This is a genomic window from Micromonospora sp. NPDC049523, assembly GCF_040676775.1.
Classification (GTDB): Bacteria; Actinomycetota; Actinomycetes; order Mycobacteriales; family Micromonosporaceae; genus Micromonospora_G.
Genome location: NZ_JBFAPP010000005.1, coordinates 366,359 through 385,251, shown reverse-complemented (window position 1 = coordinate 385,251; position 18,893 = coordinate 366,359). Strand labels below are relative to the sequence as shown.

Below are 18,893 nucleotides of genomic sequence, written 5' to 3'. Positions count from 1 at the left end.
TGGAATGACGATGACCACCTCACTCGCCGATCACCTGCGGTCGCTGCCGGACGAAGCCCTGGCGGCGCTGCTACAGCTGCGCCCCGACCTGGTCCTGCCGGTGCCCGCGGACATCTCCGCGCTCGCCGTCAGGGCGCAGTCGCGGGTGTCGGTTGCCCGCGCCCTGGACGGGCTGGACCAGTTCACCCTGCAGATCCTCGACGGTGCCCGACTCACCCGCGATCCGGCGGACGGCGCCACCTCCGTCGACGCCATCCTGGCCGTGGCCGCGGTGCCCACGCACGGCGCCGACCCGGCCGCCGTACGGGCCGCACTCAACCGGCTCCGCGCCCTCTTCCTGCTGTACGGACCGGAGCACGCGCTGCAGGTCGTGCCGGGCGTGGACGAGGTCAGTTCGCCGTACCCGGCGGGTCTGGGGCGCAGCGCGACGGACCTGGACCCGGCCGCGGCGGCCCTCTGCGCCGACCCGGCCCGGTTGCGCCGTACGGTGCTGGCGGCACCGCCGGCCGCCCGCGCGATCCTGGACCGGCTCGCCGCCGGCCCCCCGGTGGGTACGCTCCCGCCGAAGGCACTGGACGCCCCGCCGGCCGACGATCCGGCCGCCCCCGGTGCCGGTTCGCCGGTGCGCTGGCTGGTGGAGAACTCCCTGCTTGTCCCGATCTCGGACGCCGATGCCGGGTCGGGCGGCAGCGCGGTGGAACTGCCCCGCGAAATCGGACTGTTGCTGCGCCGCGACACCGGCCCGCTCGGGCCGATGCAGCCGCTGCCGCCAGCCCTCGGCACCGCCGCCCTGCGGGAGCCGAAGGCGGTCGACTCGGCCGGCGCCGGGCAGGCGATGGAGGTGGTCCGGCAGGCCGAGACGGTGCTGGAGGCGCTCGCCGCCGAACCGCCCCCGGTGCTGCGCTCCGGTGGTCTGGGCGTACGTGACCTGCGACGAATCGCGCGTGGTGTCGGGGTGGACGAGCCGACCACCGGGCTGCTACTGGAGGTCGTCTACGCCGCCGGGCTGGCCGGGGAGGTGGACCTGACCGGCGCCACCACCACCCGGGCGGGCGCCGACCAACAGGTGCTGCCCACCGCGGGTTACGAGGCGTGGCGGGCCGGGACACTGGCCCGGCGCTGGGAGCAGTTGGCCCAGGCGTGGCTGGCGATGACCCGGCAGCCGGGGCTGATCGGCCAGCGCGACGAGCGGGACCGGTTGATCACCGTCCTCTCGCCGGAACTGGAGCGGGCCGGTACGCCGACGGCCCGGCGGGCGCTGCTCGGCGTACTCGCCGGGCTGGATCCGGGGACCGCGCCCGGCCCGGACGAGGTGCTGGCGTTGATCGCCTGGCGGACACCTCGGCGGCTGCGGGGCCGCGAGGCCGCCCAGCGGGAGGTGCTCGCCGAGGCGGCAAAACTCGGCCTGACCGGTCTCGGCGCGATCACCTCGTACGGGCGGCTGCTGCTGACCGACTCGGCCAGCGCCGAGGACCGGCTGGCCGTCGGCACCGACGACCCGCTGGGTGTACGGCTGGGCGCGGACGAGTCCGCCGGTGAGATGTCCACAGCGGTCCGGGCGCTGGACGAACTGCTCCCGGCCCCGGTGGACCATTTCCTGCTCCAGGCGGATCTGAGCCTGGTGGTGCCCGGCCCGCCTGAGCCGACCCTGGCCGCGGAGTTGGAGGCGTTCGCCGACCCGGAGTCCGCCGGTGGGGCCAGCGTGTACCGGGTGACCGCGACCAGCCTGCGTCGCTCCCTGGACGCCGGGTACGCCGCCGAGGACCTGCACGCGCTATTCCAGCGGCGGTCCCGTACGCCGGTGCCGCAGGGGTTGACGTACCTGGTCGACGACGTGGCCCGCAAGCACGGTGGGCTGCGGGTCGGCTCCGCCGGTGCGTACGTCCGCAGCGACGACGAGGTGCTGCTCGCCGAGGTGATCGCCGACCGCCGGCTGAGCACGATGTCGCTGCGGCGGCTGGCCCCGACGGTGCTGGCCACCCCGTTCCAGGTGGGCCGGCTGCTCACCGTGCTGCGCGAGGCCGGGTACGCGCCGGTGCCGGAGGACGCCAGCGGTGCGGTGGTGCTCACCCGGACGAAGGTGCGCCGGGCTCCGGCCCGGGTGTCGGTCACGAACCGGGTCGGCGATCCACTCGCCACGCCGAGGCTGACCACGCCCCGGGTGCTCGGCATCGTCGAGCAGATGCGCCGGGGCGACGCCGCGGCGCGGGCCGCCCGACGGGCTCCGGATCCGGTCCGGGGCGCGGCCGGGCGGGCCGGCGGGAGCGCGACTCCGGCACACGCGCACACCCAGGCACTGGCGGTGCTCCAGCAGGCGATCCGGGACAAGGCGCCGGTCTGGGTCGGTTACGTCGATGCCCACGGGGCGACCACGTCCCGCCTGGTCCGGCCGGTCTCGATCGGCGCCGGCTACCTACGTGCCGAGGACGAGCGCACCGAGATGCTGCACACGTTCGCGTTGCACCGGATCACGGCGGCGGTGCTGGACGAGTAGCCGACGAGGTCAGAGGCGGCTGCGGCGTACGGTGCCGACGATCGCGATGACGAGCAGGAGCGTGAACGCGCTGCCGGCCGCCTCACCCACGGAGTTGACGAAGCCCTGGCGTTCCACCAGCCAGCCGAACAGGAACCAGCCGACCAGGCCGACGGCGACCGTCGCGTACCCGATCAGGGTTGCCGTGGAGACCGAGGTGTCCCGGTCCGGCAGGCCGGCAGGCTTGTCCACGGGCAGTTGCGTTCCGGTTCTCAGCTCACGGTCCAGTGACATCGCTGCCTCCCCACCCGGGCCGGTCCTCCGTCAAGACTCGCACTCGGGCGCCCGTGTTGACAGGGGCGCGGGAGCTGGTCGGGCGCCGGCGAGCCATTCGCCCCCGTTGCCTTCCGTCGCGACGACCGGCTGGTGCCCCCGCACCCACCCCGGTCCCCCGGCGGATCGAACGCGCGTACACCGGCGCCGACCAGCATGACCACCGCGAGGGGCGGCACCGGACGGAATGTCCCGGCGTCCTGACCCAGAGCGGTCGTCGTCTGCTAGACGCCGGGAGGGGGGTCGGGGTTGCTTGTGATGGAGAGTTTTTTTCATTACCGACCGTGCAACACTTGAGGGTCTTGTTCCACGCTGTCGAGAGGAACCTGAGCGTGAGCAGTGGCCCATTGATCGTGCAATCGGACAAAACGCTGCTGCTGGAGGTCGATCATCCGGACGCGCTCGCCTGCCGGATGGCCATCGCACCCTTCGCCGAGCTGGAACGCTCGCCGGAGCACGTGCACACCTACCGGCTGACCCCGTTGGGGCTCTGGAACGCGCGGGCCGCCGGGCACGACGCCGAGGGCGTGGTTGACGCGCTGCTGAAGTTCTCCCGTTATCCGGTGCCGCACGCGCTGCTGGTCGACATCGCCGAGACCATGGACCGGTACGGCCGGTTGCAGCTGATGAACCACCCGAACCACGGGCTGGTGCTGCACGCGCTCGACCGGGTGGTGCTGATCGAGGTCGCGAAGAGCAAGAAGCTGGCCGGGATGCTCGGCGCGAAGGTCGACGACGACACCATGATCGTCCACCCGTCCGAGCGCGGCCGGCTCAAGCAGGGGCTGCTCAAGCTGGGCTGGCCGGCGGAGGACCTGGCCGGTTACGTCGACGGTGAGGCGCACCCGATCGAGCTGGCCGAGGCGGGCAAGGACGTACCCGCGGACGCACGGCATCCGGCCAGGCACCAGGCGCCCTGGACGCTGCGGTCGTACCAGCGGGAGGCGGTGCAGCACTTCTGGGCCGGCGGGTCGGGTGTGGTGGTGCTCCCCTGCGGGGCGGGCAAGACCATGGTCGGCGCCGCGGCGATGGCCGAGGCGAAGGCGACCACGCTGATCCTGGTGACGAACACGGTCGCCGGCCGGCAGTGGAAGCGCGAGCTGATCGCCCGTACCTCGTTGACCGAGGAGGAGATCGGCGAGTATTCGGGCGAGCGCAAGGAGATCCGACCGGTCACCATCGCGACGTACCAGGTGCTCACCGCGCGCCGCAACGGCGCCTTCACGCACCTGGACCTGTTCGGCGCCCGCGACTGGGGCCTGGTCATCTACGACGAGGTGCACCTGCTGCCGGCGCCGATCTTCCGGTTCACCGCGGATCTCCAGGCCCGCCGCCGGCTGGGCCTGACCGCCACCCTGGTACGCGAGGACGGCCGCGAGGGCGACGTCTTCTCGCTGATCGGCCCGAAGCGGTACGACGCGCCGTGGAAGGACATCGAGGCGCAGGGCTGGATCGCCCCGGCCGACTGCACCGAGGTACGGGTGACGCTGACCGACGCCGAGCGGATGGCGTACGCGACCGCCGAGCCGGAGGAGCGTTACCGGATGGCGGCGACCGCCCGTACGAAGCTGCCGGTGGTGAAGGCGCTGATCGAGCGGCACCGCGGCGACCAGGTGCTGGTGATCGGCGGTTACATCGACCAGTTGCACCAGTTGGGCGAGTTCCTGGACGCGCCGATCGTGGAGGGTTCCACCACGAACAAGGAACGCGAGCGGCTCTTCGACGCGTTCCGCTCGGGCGAGGTGCCGACCCTGGTCATCTCGAAGGTGGGCAACTTCTCCATCGACCTGCCCGAGGCCGGGATCGCGATCCAGGTCTCCGGCACGTTCGGCTCCCGGCAGGAGGAGGCGCAGCGACTCGGTCGGGTGCTGCGCCCGAAGGCCGACCGCAGGCAGGCGCACTTCTACACGGTGGTGTCCCGCGACACCATCGACACCGAGTACGCCGCACACCGGCAGCGTTTCCTCGCCGAGCAGGGCTACGCCTACCGGATCGTGGACGCCGACGACGTACTCGGGCCGCCGCTGCCCAGCGTCGACTGAGCAGGTCCTACCGGCTCGCCGTCCGGGCTCTGACCCGGGCGGCGATCCGGGCGGCGATCCGGGCGGACCGGCCGTCCGACCGACCGGCGTCAGCGAGGGTCAGCGCGGGAGTTTGGGGCCGGTGACGAGCAGGTCCGCCATCAGGTCGCCGTACTCCTCGGCCCTGGCCAGCACCTCGGCGGCGGTGAACGGGCGCACGGCGCCCAACTCCCCCGAGCTTGCCGCCTCCACCTCGGCCCAGGTCAGCGGCGCCGACGCGGCCGGCACCGCCTGCGCCCGCAGCGAGTACGGCGCCACCGTCGTCTTGGCCGAGTTGTTCTGGCTCCAGTCGATGAAGATCTTGCCCGGTCGCAGCCGCTTGGCCATCTTCGCCGTGACCAGCTTCGGGTCGGCCTGCTCCAACTCCTCGGCGATCCGCCGGGCGTAACCGGAGACCTCCTCGGCGGATTGTTTGCCGGCGATCGGGCAGCAGAGCTGCATTCCCTTCTTGCCCGAGGTCTTCGGGTAACTGGCGATGCCGTCCTCGGCCAGCCGGTCGCGCATCCGTACCGCGACCACGCAGCATTCCGGCAGTGCGGCCGGGGAGCCGGGGTCGAGGTCGACCACCATCAGGTCCGGCCGGGGTTCGCCCCGGCTGCGGGTGCCCACCCGCCACTGCGGGGTGTGCATCTCCAGTGCGGCCAGGTTCGCCAGCCAGACCAGGGTGGGCAGGTCGTCGCAGACCACATAGTCCAGTTCGTCGCGGTCCTTGGACGAGCCGGGGGCGGGCAGCCGCTCCAGGCGTACCCAGTCGGGCGTGCTGGCGGGAGCGTTCTTCTCGAAGAAGAAGGACGCGTCGACTCCGTTCGGGTAGCGGATCCGGGTCAGCGGCCGGTCCCGCAGGTGCGGCAGCAGCACCGGGGCGATCCGGGTGTAGTAGTCGATCACCTCGCCCTTGGTGAAACCGACTTCCGGATAGAGCACCTTGTCCAGGTTGGAAACCTCGAGCGTGCGATCCTCCACCTCGACCCTGATCTTCTCAGCCGGCATCGTCGACTTCCTCCGCCGTCTTGTCGGGGCGCAACCGGCGCAGCCGCGGGAACCGCAGCCGCCCGTCCGGGGTGCGCTGGCCGTACTTCACCTCGACCACGATCTCGGGACGTACCCAGATCGCGCCCTTGGCATCCTCGCGGGGCACGGCGTCGGCGAACGGCGCGCTGTCGACCCGCAGCGGCTCCAGCACGGCCAGGAGTTCACGTTCGGCGGCCGCGCCGATTCCGCCGCCGACCCGGCCCCGGAAGATCAGCCGGCCGTCCGGCGCCGGCACCCCGACCAGCAGTCCGCCGAGGCGGCGGGCGCCGGGACGCCAACCGCCGATGACGAAGTCCCCGGTCACCTCCAGCTTGACCTTGAGCCAGTCCGGTGAACGCACCCCCGGCCGGTAGATCGACTCCAACCGCTTGGCGACCACACCCTCCAGCCCGTGCTCACCGGCGGCCTCGTAGGTGGCCGGGCCGTCCGGGAAGACCGGCGGGGCGGCCCACCGCGAGCCGCCCAGGCCCAGGCCGTCGAGGGTTTCCCGGCGCTGCTCGTAGGGCTGGCGGGTCAGGTCCGCGCCGGCCAGTCGCAACACGTCGAAGATCATGTACGTCACCGGTACGGTCGCCGCCAGTCGCGCCGCCCGGCCCGGTTCGCGTACGTGCATCCGCTCGGCGAGCGCGGTGAACGAGGGCTGTCCCGTATCGGTCAACACCACGACCTCGCCGTCGAGCAGGGCGTCCGGCACCTGCGCGCCGAGCGGCACCAGCTCCGGATAGGCGGCGGTGATCTCGGCACCGGAACGGGCGAACAGGCGTACCGCACCGTCGTTGATCTGGGCGAGGGCGCGTACGCCGTCCCACTTGAACTCATACGCCCAGCCGGGGCCGCTGGGCAGCTCCCCGGTCATGGCGAGCATCGGTTTGAGCGGTGCGCCCGGCACGACATCACTCTAGGTCCGCAAGGAAACACTCGCCCCACCTTCTATCAGATGCAATCCTGGTCAATACCGGGGAAAGGAGCGGGGGAATGCGGGCTATCTGGCGAGGCGCGGTCTCATTCGGCCTGGTGTCCATCGGTGTGCGGCTATATTCGGCCACCGAGGAAAAGGACATACGGTTTCATCAGGTGCATCGAACCGACGGCGGGCGGATCAAGTACAAACGAACCTGCTCGATCGACGGCGAGGAGGTCAGCTACGACGACATCGCCAAGGGGTACGACCTCGGCGGCGGCGAGATGGTGATCCTGACCGACGAGGACTTCTCCGAGCTGCCGCTGACCACCTCGCACGCGATCGACGTGCTGGAGTTCGTACCGGCCGAGCAGGTGGATCCGATCCTCTACAACAAGGCGTACTTCCTGGAGCCGGACGGTGCGGCGACGAAGCCGTACGTGCTGCTGCGCGACGCGCTGACCGACTCCGATCGGGTGGCGATCGTGAAGGTGGCGCTGCGCCAACGCGAACAGCTCGCCACGCTGCGCGTACGCGAGGGAGTGCTGCTGCTCAACACCATGCTCTGGCCGGACGAGGTACGCGTACCCGACTTCGGTTTCCTCGACGAGGACATCAGTGTCCGGCCGCCGGAGCTGGCGATGGCCAGTTCGCTGATCGACTCGATGGCCGGCGAGTTCGAGCCGTCCGTTTTCACCGACGACTACCGGGCGGCGTTGCAGGAAGTGATCAACGCCAAGGTCGAGGGTCGGGAGGTGGTCCAGCCGGAGGAGGCGGAGGAGGCCCCCGCTGCCGCCGTGGACCTGATGGCGGCGCTGCGCGCCTCGGTGGACCGGGCCCGGGCGGCCCGCGGCGAGGAGCCGTCCGCTGGCCGTGGCGTAGCGAAGGCGACGCCGATCTCGGCGGCGAAGTCCGCCCAGCAGGCGGCCAAGGCAGCAAAGGCCGCGAAGGCCCCGGCGAAAAAGGCCGCCGAGAAGAAGACGGCCGAGAAGAAGGCCACCAAATCCGCCACCGCGAAATCCACCGGCACCAAATCCGCCGGGACCAAATCCACGGCCAGCAAATCCACGGGTACGAAGTCGGCCGGCACGAAGGCCACCGGGGCGAAGAAGAGCACCCCGGCGAAGAAGACCGCTCGCAAGTCGGCGTGACCAGGGGGACCGCTGTGGCGGACGGGGCTCGTGATCATCGGACCGGCGCCAACCGGCGGTTGGCCGAGTACCGTATGCAAGGCCCTTCGGTCGGAACACATCCGGGCGAGGCCGCCCCGCCCCGATCTCTTCCTGCAGGAGCCGACACCTATGAGCGACCAGGTCCAGAGCCACTCCTCCTACGTCCCGAGTGAGCCGCCGCCGCTGACCAAGTCCGAGAAGCGCGCCCTGGCGAAGGCCGCCAAGGCGAAGGCCGCCGCCAGGAAGCGCCGCAACCAGGCGCTTGCCGGTGCGTTCGCCGGGCTGGCCGTGGTCGCCGTGATCGTCGTCGCGTTCGTCGCCCTCGACGACACCGGCAAGGAGCCGGCCGACAACGGCGTCGCCTCGGTCCCCAGCGCCACCGCCCCGGCGGATCCGGCCGCTCCCCCAGCGCAGCCGCCGGCCGACGCGGAGTTCCCGCCGCTGCCGGAGGGCGCGGACCCGGCCCTGGGCAAGGAGCCGGTCGTGACCAAGGGCGAGGGTGAGCTGACGAAGCTGACCTCGAAGGCCCTGATCGAGGGAACCGGCCCGGTGGTCCAGGCCGGGCAGCAGATCACCGTGAACTACGTCGGCGTCACCTACAAGGACGGGCAGGAGTTCGACTCCTCCTGGAAGCAGTCCCGGGCGGTTCCGTTCCAGATCGGCACCGGTCAGGTCATCCCCGGCTGGGACCAGGGCCTGGTCGGCGTGAAGGTCGGCAGCCGGATCCAGCTCGACATCCCGCCCGCGCTCGCGTACGGCGACAACCCGGGCAACGGCGCTCCGGCCGGCGCGCTCCGCTTCGTCGTGGACGTACTCGCGGCGCAGTAGACCTCGCGGCGGCGCACCTGCCGCAACCGTCGAACGGCGAACCCCCGCGCACCGTCGCGGGGGTTCGCCGTTTCCGCATTCCGGCATAGCGGGCCGGGGAGCCGCCCTAGGGTCGGAAGCAGGATCCTGGGCTGGGGACAGGGAGCGGACATGAGGGCAGTTGTCTACCACGGTGCCAACAACGTCTCGGTCGAGAACGTCGAGGACCCCCGCATCGAGGCCCCGAACGACGTCATCATCAAGATCACGACTACCGCGATCTGCGGGTCGGACCTGCACATGTACGAGGGGCGCACCAAGGCGCAGCCGGGCATGGTGTTCGGCCACGAGAACATGGGCATCGTCACCGAGGTCGGCCCCGGTGTCTCCCGGGTCCGCAAGGGCGACCGGGTCTCCATCCCCTTCAACGTGGCCTGCGGGTTCTGCAAGAACTGCTTCGCCGGCAACACCGCGTTCTGCCTGACGGTCAACACCGACTTCGCCGGTGGCGCGTACGGCTACGCCGCGATGGGTCCGTACCGGGGTGGTCAGGCGGAGTACCTGCGGGTCCCGTTCGCCGACTTCAACTGCCTGGACCTGCCGCCCGGTGACGAGCACGAGGACGACTTCGCCATGCTCGCCGACGTCTTCCCCACCGGCTACCACGGCGTCGCCCTCGCCGACCTGCAGCCGGGTGAGACGGTGACGGTGATGGGCGGCGGGCCGGTCGGCCTGATGGCCGCGTACTCGGCGATGCTCATCGGCGCGGCGAAGGTCTTCGTGGTGGACCGGGTAGCCTCCCGGCTCCGGTTGGCCGAGTCGATCGGCGCGATCCCGATCGACTTCAGCAACGCCGACCCGGTGATACAGATCCTGGACCAGACCGACGGCAACGGCACCGACAAGGGCGTCGACGCGGTCGGCTACCAGGCACACGGTACGGGCGGGGAGGAACAGCCCGCGCAGGTGCTGAACAACCTGGTCGAGATCGTCCGGGCCACCGGCCGGATCGGGGTGGTCGGCCTGTACCTGCCCAACGATCCGGGCGCACCCGACGAGCACTCCGCCCACGGGGAACTGCTGTTCAAGGTCGGCAAGTTCTTCGAGAAGGGGCAGCGGATGGGGACCGGTCAGGCGAACGTGAAGGCGTACAACGAGCAGTTGCGCGACCTGATCATCGCTGGCCGGGCGACGCCGAGTTTCGTGGTCAGCAAGAGGCTGCCACTCGACGACGCACCGGACGCGTACGCCCGGTTCGACCGCCGGGAGGACGGCTACTCGAAGGTCGTGCTGAAGCCCGCCGCCTGAACCGGGCGGGTGATTCCCACTCTTGTCGAAGGAGCGCCCATGTCCATGCTGAAGCTTGCCGACGCGCGCAAGATAATCGCCGCCGCCGAGGCCCGCGCCAACGAGATCGGCCAGCCGGAGAACATCGCCGTGGTCGACTCCGGTGGCAACCTGATCGCGCACGTCCGGATGGACGGTGCCTGGTTCGGCAGCGTCGACATCAGCATCAACAAGGCGTGGACGGCGCGGGCCTTCGACATCCAGACCAAGGACCTGGCCGCGAACGCCCAGTCCGGTCAGCAGTTCTTCGGCATCCACACCACGAACCACGGCCGGGTCGTCATCTTCCCCGGTGGGATCCCGTTGCTCCGCGACGGCAAGGTGATCGGCGCGATCGGCGTCAGCGGCGGCATGGTCGATCAGGACCAGACCGTGGCCGAGGCGGGCGCCGGGGCCCTCTAGCCGGCGGTCCCGTAGGCGGGGGTCAGCACCACCTTGCCGCGTACCCCGCCGGCCTCCACGATCCGGTGCGCCTCGGCCGCGCTGGCCAGTGGCAACGTGGTGGCGACCCGGGTCCGCAGCCGCCCCTCGGCAACCTCGCCGATCAGCTCGCCCAACAGCGACCGGTCGAACTGGATCAGGACGACCTGCTGTCGGACGCCCCGCGCCGGCTCGACCGGTGGGGTGGGGCGGGTGGTGACCAAGGTCCCACCGTCGGTGACCGCCGCCGCGGCGGACTCGGCAAGTGGCACTGCGTCCAACACCGCCGGCACCGGGCCGACCTCCGCCAGGTCGACCTCCTTCGGTACGACCTGCGCCACCCCGAGGTCGCGTACCCAGTCCTCGTCGTCGCGGCCGGCGTGGGCGAGCACCCGGTGCCCTGCGCGTACCGCCAGTTGGGCGGCGAAGCCGCCGACCCCGCCGCTCGCACCGGTGACGAGCACAGTGGACATCGGTGGCAGGGCCATCAGTTCCAGCGCCTGACGCGCGGTCAACGCGTTCAGCGGCACGGTGGCGGCAGCCGCCGGATCCAGCCCCTCGGGGAGTGGCACCACCCAGTCGATGTCGGCGGCGATCAGCTCGGCGTACGCCCCGACCTCGCCTCGGGTCCGGTACCAGGGCACCATGCCGACCACCCGGTCACCGGGCCGGTATTCGCCGCCACCGTCGCCGACCTCGACCACCTCACCGGCGAAGTCCCAGCCGGGCAGGAACGGCGGTTCGACCGGCCCACCGGGGATGAGCCCGAGCCGGGCCGCCACGTCGGCCGGATGGACCACCGCCGCCAGCACCCGGACCAGCACCTGTCCCGGACCGGGAACCGGATCCGGCCGCTCGATAACCTGCAAAACCTCCGGACCGCCCTGCGCGGTCACCGCTACCGCCTGCATCGCTCGGCCTCCTCAAGACTCAGAGGTATCGTCGGCAATCGACGTGTGAATGGCAATGGGCATCAGCCACCACCGGACCCGATGTGCGGCTGACGGCACCATCCAAGAAAACGCGCTCGCCGACACGAATCGCCTGATTACGATCTTCGACCACCTGAAGTCGCTGGCGATGTCACCAGCCGAGTCGATTAGGTTCATCAAGGAGCGGGCCAGTGGAACGTAACGTGTGGCGCAAGTCGAGCCGTTCGGGCAGCAACGGTCAGTGCGTGGAAGCCATGGACCAGGGCCACGCCGTGGCCGTACGCGACAGCAAGGACAAGTCCGGGCCGACCCTCAGTCTCAGCCCAGCGGGCTGGCAGGTATTTGTTGACGGGGTCAAATCAATGAGGTTCGTGGCCTGAGCCCCCACTACCCGCCGGAAGTGGGGTAATTCGCGGATATCGGGACTTGGCCGGCGCCCAACCCGATACTGGCGAACATGATCCCTGTGCATCACCGGACCGCGAAGGTCGACGGTTTCGAGGTGTTCTACCGTGAGGCGGGCGCACCGACCTCGCCGACGCTGGTCCTGCTGCACGGCTTCCCGACCAGCTCGCACATGTTCCGCGAGCTGATCCCGGCGTTGGCCGACCGCTATCACCTGGTGGCCCCTGACCACCTCGGCTTCGGCTACTCCTCCGACCCGAGCCCGGCCGAGTTCCCGTACAGCTTCGACTCGCTCACCGACGTCACCGCCAAGCTGCTGGACCAGCTCAAGATCCGCAGGTACGCGGTCTACATGCACGACTACGGCGCACCCATCGCCCTGCGGCTGTTCCTGCGCAGGCCCGATCAGATCAGCGCGATCATCAGCCAGAGCGGGAACGCGTACATGGACGGTTTCGTGGACGCGTTCTGGACACCGCTGTTCGCGTACGGGAAGGCTCCCGGTCCGGACACGGAGAAGACGGTTCGGGCGGCGTTCACGCCCAAGGAGGTGCGCTGGCAGTGGGAGAACGGCGCGCCCGACGTGAGCCTGATCAGCCCGGACGCGTACCTTCACGCCCAGTCGATCCTCGACCGCCCGGGCAACGACGAGATCCAGCTCCAACTCTTCCGTGACTACAAGACGAATCTCGACATCTACCCGGCCGCCCAGGACTGTTTCCGGCGTACGAAGGTGCCACTGCTCGCGGTCTGGGGCGGCAACGACGAGATCTTCGGCCCGGACGGGGCACGCGCCTTCCAACGCGACCTGCCCGACGCGGAGGTGCACCTCCTGGACACCGGCCACTTCGCCCTCGAAACCGACCTCGACCCGATCGCCGGCTACATCCGCGGCTTCCTCGGCCGCACCCTCGCCTGAGCATCCTCGCGCTCGGCCGCCGTCGTACGAGCCGCGTAGGAGCGCAGGGCCCGCAGGAAGTCGACCTTCCGGAAGCCCGGCCAGTAGACGTCGCAGAAGTGCAGCTCGGAGTAGGCCGCCTGCCAGAGCAGGAACCCCGACATGCGTTGTTCCCCACTGGTACGGATGACCAGCTCTGGATCGGGCTGACCACTGGTGTAGAGGTGGCCGGCGATCGCGTCCGGGGTGAGCCGCTGGGCTATGTCGTCGACGTCGTAGCCGGCCCGTACCTCTTCCTCCAGCAGGGAACGTACGGCATCGACGATTTCCTCGCGGCCGTCGTACCCGATGGCGATGTTGAGGTGGAACTTCGCCCCGGTGTCACGAGTGGCTTCCTCGGCGAGTTTCAACGCGTGGCGGGTCGAGTCCGGCAGGACTTCCAACCGTCCTGCGAGGTGTAGCCGCCACAGACTCGTCGGCTGGGAGAGCCGCCGGACGATGACCTCCTCGATCATCCGCATGAGGTTGTCGACCTCGTCGGAGTCGCGCTTGCGCATGTTGTCCACCGAGGCGAGGAAGACCGTGACGTGTCTGATGTCGACCTCGACGCACCAGCCCAGCACCTCGGCGAGGTGCTCCGCGCCGTACCGGTGGCCGATTTTCGGATCTTCGAAGCCCATCTGCCGAGCCCACCGACGGTTGCCGTCCATCACCATCGCCACATGGCGTGGCAGGCTCACGCCGTCCAGTCGTACGCGAAGGCGCCCGGCGTAGAACGCGTAAGCCGCCCGCCTCAATGCCCGCAACATGATCAGATCCAACCACCGCCCCCTCCCCCCGACCCAAATCTGGGCGTTGATCATGAAGTTAGCGACGCCAATTCGCCGCCCGGGCGTCGCTAACTTCATGATCAACCGCGGGGTCGGGCGGGCGGTGGTTCGCTTATTTCTCTCCTTCGGTTGATGTGTACACGCCGGCGGGAATGCCGCCGGGTGCGGTTTCGGTGAGGCGCCAAGCCGTGTTGATCAGTGCCATGTGGGAGAGCGCCTGCGGGAAGTTGCCCAACTGCTCGCCCGTACGCGGGTCGAACTGCTCGGCGAACAGACCCAGGTCGTTGCCGCGGCCGACGAGACTCTCGAACATCCGCGTCGCCCGCTCGTGCTCCCCCACCAACGCCAGGCAGTCCACCAACCAGAACGAGCAGGGCAGGAAGGCGGCCGGATCGCCGTCCCAGCGCCGGACCAACCCGTCCTCGGTCAGTTGCTGCTCGATCCGCTCGATGGTCGCGCGCATCCGCGGATCGGTGGCGGGCAGGAAACCCCAGAGCGGCAGGGTCAGCACCGACGCGTCCAGCTTGTCGGACCCGAAAGCCCCCGTGTACGCACCGACTTCCGCATTCCAGCCCTGCGCCAGGATCGCCTCGCGGACGTCGGAGCGGGCTCCCGCCCAGCGGGCGACATCCTCCCGGCTGCCGATCCGCTCGCCGAACCGGACCGCCCGGTCGAGCGCCACCCAGCAGCACGCCTTGGAAGAGACGTACTGCCGCTCCATGTCCCGCAACTCCCACATGCCGGAGTCCGGCAGGTGCCACGTGGCCGCCGCCTGGTCCGCCAACGAGTGCAGCAGCCGGCACACCGGCTCGTCCGTCGGGTCCAGGTAGTCGCGCAGCAGCCAGGCCGCATCGAGCGTTTCACCGAGTACGTCCGACTGGCGCTGCCGCCACGCCGCGTTGCCGAGCAGCACCGGCTTGCTGCCGGCGTACCCGCCGAGGGTGTCGACCGAGCGTTCGGTCAGGTCCCGCTCGCCCTCCAGGCCGTACATGATCGGCACCGGTTCCAAGGTGACCCGCCCCACCGACTTGGCCACCCAGTCGAAGAGTCGGCTCGTCTCGTCGGGGCAGGCCGCCACCCAGAGCGCCCGCATGGTCAGGGAGAAGTCGCGCAGCCAGGCGTAGCGGTAGTCGTAGTTGCGGTCGCCACCGATCCGCTCCGGCAGCGAGGTGGTGGCGGCGGCCACGACCGCGCCACCGGGTGCGTAGGTGAGCCCCTGCAGGACGAGGGAGTTTCGGCGTACCAGGTCCCGGTACCGTCCCCGGTAGTCGTGGTTCGCCAACCAGGAACGCCACCCCGCCACGGCGTCCGCCAACGCCGCCGGCACGTCCGTGTCGGCCGGGCGCCGGTCCCGGTCGCCGTACGTGGACGAGTAGGCCAGGGCGAAGCTCGCCCGTTGACCGGCCTCGACGGTGAACCGCGCCGAGACGTCGATGTGGTCGCGGTGGACCGGCACGCTGGAGGTGAGGGTGAGCGTGGCGGCGCCGGCCGTCGCCGTCACCTCCTGACCGTCCACCGTCAGGTACGCGGTCACCCGGCCGTACTCGAAGCGCGGGGCGAAGGACATCATCATCGGTACGCGCCCGGACAGCGCCTCCACCGTACGGAGCAGCATGCCGGGTGAACGCCGACCGATCTCGTGCCCGCGGGCGCCCGGCTCCAGCGCGAGCGCGTCGGTCACCGCGACCGTCCCCTCCCCGGTGGTGAAGACCGTACGCAGCACCAACGTCTCGTCTAGGTACTCCCGCTCGACCTCGAAGTCGGCTTCGGGACGGATCGCCCAGTGCCCGCCCCCGTCGTCCAGCATCCGGGCGAAGACCGACGGGCTGTCGAACCGCAACGGGCACCACCAGTCCACCGAGCCGTCCCGGCCGACGAGTGCACCGGTGAGCCCGTCGGCCAGGAAGCCGTAGTCGCTGATCCGGTTGCCGCTCACCGGCTCACCGTCCGGGCCTGCCCGTCCCCGATGTCCGGTTCGCCGTCACCCGCCATCCCGCAGCCCAGCGCCACGACACCTCCCCCGCACCCGGAAGCACCTCGGGTACCCGTGCACGCACGGCGATAACCGATCCGACACGGGCCCTCGACGCCGATGGCCACGACCAGGCCGCAGCAAGTACGGAACCGCCACGAAGGTTCTTATTAGCGGGGAAAATGGGGCTAACCGCGCCAGGCAGGGAGTCCACCATGAAGGCAGCCGTCTACACCCGTACCGGCGATCCGGGCGTGCTGGAGCTGGTCGACCAGCCGATTCCCGAGCCGGAAGCAGGCGAGGTGCTGGTACGGATGGCCTTTGCCGGCGTCAACCCGACCGACGTTAAGTCCCGTTCCGGCGACGGCAGTCCACCGCCGTACGGCTGGCAGATCCCCGGCCAGGATGGTGCGGGCGTGATCGAGGCGACCGGTCAGGGGGTGGACTCGACGCTGGTCGGTGAGCGGGTGTGGGTCTGGGAAGCGGCCGGAACACGTCCCTGGGGTACGGCGGCCGAGTACACCCTCGTACCGTCCCGCCAGATCGTCCTGCTCGGCCCTGCACCGTTCGAGGTCGGCGCGGTGCTCGGCATCCCGTTCCTGACCGCGCACCGTTGCCTGACGGTCGGCGAGCTGATGCCCCGCCACCTCGACCTCGGCAGCCTGGCCGACCACGTCGTGCTGGTCCAGGGCGGCGCGGGCGCGGTCGGCAACGCGGCGATCCAGCTCGCCCGGTGGGCCGACGCCACCGTCATCGCCACGGTCAGCAGCTCGGAGAAGGCGCAACTGGCCGCTGCGGCCGGCGCCTCGCATGTGATCAACTACCGGGAGCAGGACGTGGCAGCCGAGGTGAAGAAGATCGCCCCGCACGGGGTCGACACCATCGTCGAGGTGGCCGGAGACCAGAACGCGTCTGCCGACGCGCAGATGCTCGGGCATGCCGGCGTCGTCGCCGTCTATTCGTACCGGGGCGACGGCGAGCTGAGCCTGCCAGGGACGCGGTTCATGGCGCCGAACGCCCGCTGGCAGTTCGTGTCGGTCTTCCACGTGCCCGCGACGGCGAAGACTCAGGCCGTACAGGATGTGGCCACGGCCGCGACCCAGGGCGGCATCCGGGTCGGCGCGGACGCCGGCCTGCCGCTGCACTTCTACCCGCTCGCCGAGGCCACCGACGCGCACGCGGCGGTGGAAAACTCGGCGGTCGGCAAGGTCCTGATCAGCACCAGCCAGGAAGAGCCGGCACCGTAGCTCAGCCGCTGCGGCGGTTGCCCCACTGGCGCGGCCCCTGGACCGAGCCCCGGCCACCGAAGCTCTTGCCCTTGCCCTGCGGCGTCTGCTGCGTGGCGCCCTTGCCCCGCCGGGCGGCCCGGTTGAGGAAGGTCGGTTCGGCGTCCTCGGCCGGCTCTTCACCCTCGGCCGGGTCGGCGCCCTCGGTCAGTTCGGGCGACTCGGTGACGTCGTCGGTGTTCTCGGGGCCGCTCGGATCCGGCATCGTTCTCTCCCTGCAGCTCGTGGGTACGGGTCACACGACAGCGCCGGGCTCCGCACTGGGAAATCCCCTGAAGCTTACGGCCACACGAGAACACCCCCGCAGCCGACCAACCGGTGCGCCCGCGACAGGCGCGGAAACATATGGCAGATCATCGATTAATTTAACCTCGGCCCCCTTCCGGGGCAGGCATTCACTCCCGAGGATGGATCACGACCCGCACACCCCCGCGGGCTCCCACCGGCACTGGAGGCCACCATGACCGTCCTCGCCCCGCTCGCCGCCGTCGCCCGATCGCGACCGCAGCGTCTGCTCGCCAGCTTCGCCCTGCTCGCCGCGATGATCGCCGCGATGCTGGTCGGTCCGGCGGTGGTGGCGCCCTCGCACACCAGCTCGGCTTCGGCCGCCGTCTACAGCTCCTGCACCATCTCCCGGTGCGCCGATGCCCGTACCGCGCGCAGCGGCTGGGCCAGCCGGGGCTTCCCCACCGCCCGCGGCTGGGTCTCCTGGAGCGGCGGGCTCTCCAACTACGCCGGTGGCCGGCACATGAACTACGAGGGCCAGCTCCCGACGAACGCCACCTACTACGAGTACGACGTCTACCCCCGCCGCCAGGGTGCCGCCCGTGACGCGTACCGGATCGTGGTCAACAAGGCCACCGGCGCGACCTGGTTCACCCCGAACCACTACGCGGACTTCTACCGGCTCTGAGCAGGCTCTGAGCGGTATCACCCGGCACTCGGAGAGTCAGGACGTACCGTCGGGCCGGGCCACAGTCGCCCGGCCCGACAGCTCCGCCGCAAAAGCGAGGGAACAGATGTCAGAACCGACAGATCCGCAACTACCGCCGTGGCTGAGCGTGTCCACCGACGCGGCCGTACCGCCGGGTGTGTCGGTGGTGAGCGGTGCCGCCAGTCGTACCCGCGACGGTCTGTTCACCGAGTGGGCGGCGGCGCTGGACTTCCCCGACTACTTCGGCCGCAACTGGGACGCGCTGCTGGACGCGCTGCGGGACCTGGTCGAGGTGCGCCCGTACCCGCTGGTGGTGACCGACGCGGCCGAGTTGCTCGCCGACGAGCCGCCCGCGCAGTTCGCGACCCTGTTGGCCGTGCTCGGTTCCGTCGGTGGTGAGTCGGTGCCGGCCCTGCGGGTGGTGCTGGACACCGGGGCAGCGGACGTGTCGACACTGCACCGGCGGCTCGCCGCCGCGCTGACCTGACCGGGCAGCGTCAGGGCAGGGCAGGGCCTGACCGGCGGGGTCAGGGCAGGTCAGGGCAGGGCCTGACCGGCGGGGTCAGGGCAGCTCGTTGGTCTGGACGAGGAAGATCTCGGCCAGCGCCGCGTCGAGGTAGTCGGCCAGCGGCCGGCCGGTGACCGCGAGCAGGTCGGCGACGAGCAGCGGCGCGTGCCGGGCCATCGCCGCCGGCTCGACCCGCGGCGCCTCCTCCTCCGAGGGATGTACGCCGAGCGCGGCCGTCAACAGCAGCACCAGCACGGTGGGGTCCAAATCGGGGAACCAGCCGATGTTGTCGACGGCACACCGCTTCAGCACCGCCTGGAGGTCGTCGCTGTCCAGCCCGTCCGGGTGCACCTCCTCCAGCAGCATGCGTACGACCCCGCCGAGGACCAGCCCCACCTGCTCGGGGTTACGGGCCGCCAACTCCACCGCGGCCCCCTCGTACGCCTCCGCGTCCCGCGCGATCGCCGCCGCCACGGCCCCCGCCGCCGCCCGCGAAATCGCCCGCCCCACCACCACCCCTGATTCCATGCACCCATTCAACTCGCTGTGGCGGTCCACTACC

Annotated in this window: 19 protein-coding genes; 11 read left to right on the top strand and 8 right to left on the bottom strand. The window is 70.6% G+C overall.

What is annotated here, in order from left to right:
* The first annotated feature begins 10 nt into the window (after nucleotides 1-10).
* Complete coding sequence (locus tag AB0J90_RS10505; RefSeq protein WP_363594283.1) at nucleotides 11-2,494, top strand: helicase-associated domain-containing protein; 2,484 nt, start codon at nucleotides 11-13, stop codon at nucleotides 2,492-2,494.
* A gap of 9 nt (nucleotides 2,495-2,503) precedes the next feature.
* Here AB0J90_RS10505 and AB0J90_RS10500 read toward each other — a convergent pair whose 3' ends face one another.
* Nucleotides 2,504-2,767: a hypothetical protein gene (locus AB0J90_RS10500; RefSeq protein ID WP_363594281.1), complete on the bottom strand. Its 264-nt coding sequence runs from the start codon at nucleotides 2,765-2,767 to the stop codon at nucleotides 2,504-2,506.
* Nucleotides 2,768-3,138: 371 nt separating this feature from the next.
* Between AB0J90_RS10500 and AB0J90_RS10495 the strand changes: the two genes are divergently transcribed.
* A complete protein-coding gene (locus tag AB0J90_RS10495; protein ID WP_363594279.1) occupies nucleotides 3,139-4,848 on the top strand; it encodes a DNA repair helicase XPB in 1,710 nt (569 codons plus the stop codon).
* Between the two features lie 99 nt (nucleotides 4,849-4,947).
* Here the strand turns inward: AB0J90_RS10495 and ligD (AB0J90_RS10490) are convergent, their stop codons facing one another.
* Both ligD (AB0J90_RS10490) and ligD (AB0J90_RS10485) read right to left on the bottom strand, forming a co-directional pair.
* Entirely contained in the window at nucleotides 4,948-5,877 is a 930-nt protein-coding gene (ligD, locus tag AB0J90_RS10490) for a non-homologous end-joining DNA ligase (protein WP_363594277.1), read from the bottom strand.
* Nucleotides 5,867-6,808, bottom strand: coding sequence for a non-homologous end-joining DNA ligase (gene ligD / locus AB0J90_RS10485; RefSeq protein ID WP_363594275.1), 942 nt, complete (start codon nucleotides 6,806-6,808; stop codon nucleotides 5,867-5,869). The genes ligD (AB0J90_RS10490) and ligD (AB0J90_RS10485) overlap by 11 nt, the downstream gene beginning before the upstream one ends.
* Before the next feature lie 86 nt (nucleotides 6,809-6,894).
* Here ligD (AB0J90_RS10485) and AB0J90_RS10480 point away from each other — a divergent pair, with 86 nt between their 5' ends.
* The 4 genes from AB0J90_RS10480 to AB0J90_RS10465 all read left to right on the top strand — a co-directional run bounded on the left by AB0J90_RS10480 (nucleotide 6,895) and on the right by AB0J90_RS10465 (nucleotide 10,548).
* Nucleotides 6,895-7,971, top strand: a complete 1,077-nt coding sequence (locus AB0J90_RS10480; RefSeq protein ID WP_363594273.1) for a Ku protein — start codon at nucleotides 6,895-6,897, stop codon at nucleotides 7,969-7,971.
* Between the two features lie 150 nt (nucleotides 7,972-8,121).
* Nucleotides 8,122-8,820: an FKBP-type peptidyl-prolyl cis-trans isomerase gene (locus AB0J90_RS10475; protein ID WP_363594271.1), complete on the top strand. Its 699-nt coding sequence runs from the start codon at nucleotides 8,122-8,124 to the stop codon at nucleotides 8,818-8,820.
* 150 nt (nucleotides 8,821-8,970) lie between these two features.
* Entirely contained in the window at nucleotides 8,971-10,107 is a 1,137-nt protein-coding gene (locus AB0J90_RS10470) for a glutathione-independent formaldehyde dehydrogenase (RefSeq protein ID WP_363594269.1), read from the top strand.
* Nucleotides 10,108-10,146: 39 nt separating this feature from the next.
* Complete coding sequence (locus tag AB0J90_RS10465; protein WP_363594267.1) at nucleotides 10,147-10,548, top strand: heme-binding protein; 402 nt, start codon at nucleotides 10,147-10,149, stop codon at nucleotides 10,546-10,548.
* On the opposite strand, the gene AB0J90_RS10460 is transcribed toward AB0J90_RS10465, so the two are convergent.
* Nucleotides 10,545-11,477, bottom strand: a complete 933-nt coding sequence (locus tag AB0J90_RS10460) for an NADP-dependent oxidoreductase (RefSeq protein WP_363594265.1) — start codon at nucleotides 11,475-11,477, stop codon at nucleotides 10,545-10,547. The two genes, AB0J90_RS10465 and AB0J90_RS10460, sit on opposite strands and share 4 nt — an antisense overlap.
* A gap of 212 nt (nucleotides 11,478-11,689) precedes the next feature.
* Between AB0J90_RS10460 and AB0J90_RS10455 the strand changes: the two genes are divergently transcribed.
* Both AB0J90_RS10455 and AB0J90_RS10450 read left to right on the top strand, forming a co-directional pair.
* Entirely contained in the window at nucleotides 11,690-11,878 is a 189-nt protein-coding gene (locus AB0J90_RS10455) for a DUF397 domain-containing protein (RefSeq protein WP_363594263.1), read from the top strand.
* Between the two features lie 77 nt (nucleotides 11,879-11,955).
* Nucleotides 11,956-12,822, top strand: coding sequence for an alpha/beta hydrolase (locus tag AB0J90_RS10450; RefSeq protein WP_363594261.1), 867 nt, complete (start codon nucleotides 11,956-11,958; stop codon nucleotides 12,820-12,822).
* Here AB0J90_RS10450 and uppS read toward each other — a convergent pair.
* Together uppS and AB0J90_RS10440 are read right to left on the bottom strand one after the other, a co-directional pair.
* Entirely contained in the window at nucleotides 12,786-13,610 is an 825-nt protein-coding gene (gene uppS, locus AB0J90_RS10445; RefSeq protein WP_363594259.1) for a polyprenyl diphosphate synthase, read from the bottom strand. The genes AB0J90_RS10450 and uppS overlap by 37 nt on opposite strands.
* A gap of 133 nt (nucleotides 13,611-13,743) precedes the next feature.
* Nucleotides 13,744-15,567 (bottom strand): glycoside hydrolase family 15 protein, encoded by a 1,824-nt coding sequence (locus tag AB0J90_RS10440; RefSeq protein WP_363594257.1) that lies wholly within the window; start codon nucleotides 15,565-15,567, stop codon nucleotides 13,744-13,746.
* Nucleotides 15,568-15,818: 251 nt separating this feature from the next.
* On the opposite strand from AB0J90_RS10440, the gene AB0J90_RS10435 reads away from it, so the two are divergent.
* A complete protein-coding gene (locus AB0J90_RS10435) occupies nucleotides 15,819-16,850 on the top strand; it encodes an NADPH:quinone reductase (protein WP_363594255.1) in 1,032 nt (343 codons plus the stop codon).
* 1 nt (nucleotide 16,851) lies between these two features.
* On the opposite strand, the gene AB0J90_RS10430 is transcribed toward AB0J90_RS10435, so the two are convergent.
* The gene (locus AB0J90_RS10430; protein ID WP_363594253.1) at nucleotides 16,852-17,094 is read right to left on the bottom strand and encodes a hypothetical protein; all 243 of its coding nucleotides are present in this window, start codon (nucleotides 17,092-17,094) and stop codon (nucleotides 16,852-16,854) included.
* Nucleotides 17,095-17,349: 255 nt separating this feature from the next.
* Here AB0J90_RS10430 and AB0J90_RS10425 point away from each other — a divergent pair, with 255 nt between their 5' ends.
* Nucleotides 17,350-17,802 (top strand): ribonuclease domain-containing protein, encoded by a 453-nt coding sequence (locus tag AB0J90_RS10425; RefSeq protein WP_363594251.1) that lies wholly within the window; start codon nucleotides 17,350-17,352, stop codon nucleotides 17,800-17,802.
* Between the two features lie 106 nt (nucleotides 17,803-17,908).
* Nucleotides 17,909-18,310 (top strand): barstar family protein, encoded by a 402-nt coding sequence (locus tag AB0J90_RS10420; RefSeq protein WP_363594249.1) that lies wholly within the window; start codon nucleotides 17,909-17,911, stop codon nucleotides 18,308-18,310.
* 75 nt (nucleotides 18,311-18,385) lie between these two features.
* Here AB0J90_RS10420 and AB0J90_RS10415 read toward each other — a convergent pair whose 3' ends face one another.
* A complete protein-coding gene (locus tag AB0J90_RS10415) occupies nucleotides 18,386-18,859 on the bottom strand; it encodes a hypothetical protein (RefSeq protein ID WP_363594247.1) in 474 nt (157 codons plus the stop codon).
* Nucleotides 18,860-18,893 lie beyond the last annotated feature (34 nt).

What these genes read in the sequence shown, in the direction of transcription:
- AB0J90_RS10505 (WP_363594283.1), top strand. Translation starts at nt 11, where the DNA reads ATGACCACCTCACTCGCCGATCACCTGCGGTCGCTGCCGGACGAAGCC.
- AB0J90_RS10415 (WP_363594247.1), bottom strand. Translation starts at nt 18,859, where the DNA reads ATGGAATCAGGGGTGGTGGTGGGGCGGGCGATTTCGCGGGCGGCGGCG.
- AB0J90_RS10475 (WP_363594271.1), top strand. Translation starts at nt 8,122, where the DNA reads ATGAGCGACCAGGTCCAGAGCCACTCCTCCTACGTCCCGAGTGAGCCG.
- ligD (WP_363594277.1), bottom strand. Translation starts at nt 5,877, where the DNA reads ATGCCGGCTGAGAAGATCAGGGTCGAGGTGGAGGATCGCACGCTCGAG.
- AB0J90_RS10500 (WP_363594281.1), bottom strand. Translation starts at nt 2,767, where the DNA reads ATGTCACTGGACCGTGAGCTGAGAACCGGAACGCAACTGCCCGTGGAC.
- AB0J90_RS10430 (WP_363594253.1), bottom strand. Translation starts at nt 17,094, where the DNA reads ATGCCGGATCCGAGCGGCCCCGAGAACACCGACGACGTCACCGAGTCG.
- uppS (WP_363594259.1), bottom strand. Translation starts at nt 13,610, where the DNA reads ATGTTGCGGGCATTGAGGCGGGCGGCTTACGCGTTCTACGCCGGGCGC.
- AB0J90_RS10450 (WP_363594261.1), top strand. Translation starts at nt 11,956, where the DNA reads ATGATCCCTGTGCATCACCGGACCGCGAAGGTCGACGGTTTCGAGGTG.
- AB0J90_RS10435 (WP_363594255.1), top strand. Translation starts at nt 15,819, where the DNA reads ATGAAGGCAGCCGTCTACACCCGTACCGGCGATCCGGGCGTGCTGGAG.
- AB0J90_RS10420 (WP_363594249.1), top strand. Translation starts at nt 17,909, where the DNA reads ATGTCAGAACCGACAGATCCGCAACTACCGCCGTGGCTGAGCGTGTCC.
- AB0J90_RS10480 (WP_363594273.1), top strand. Translation starts at nt 6,895, where the DNA reads ATGCGGGCTATCTGGCGAGGCGCGGTCTCATTCGGCCTGGTGTCCATC.
- AB0J90_RS10425 (WP_363594251.1), top strand. Translation starts at nt 17,350, where the DNA reads ATGACCGTCCTCGCCCCGCTCGCCGCCGTCGCCCGATCGCGACCGCAG.
- AB0J90_RS10465 (WP_363594267.1), top strand. Translation starts at nt 10,147, where the DNA reads ATGTCCATGCTGAAGCTTGCCGACGCGCGCAAGATAATCGCCGCCGCC.
- AB0J90_RS10460 (WP_363594265.1), bottom strand. Translation starts at nt 11,477, where the DNA reads ATGCAGGCGGTAGCGGTGACCGCGCAGGGCGGTCCGGAGGTTTTGCAG.
- AB0J90_RS10470 (WP_363594269.1), top strand. Translation starts at nt 8,971, where the DNA reads ATGAGGGCAGTTGTCTACCACGGTGCCAACAACGTCTCGGTCGAGAAC.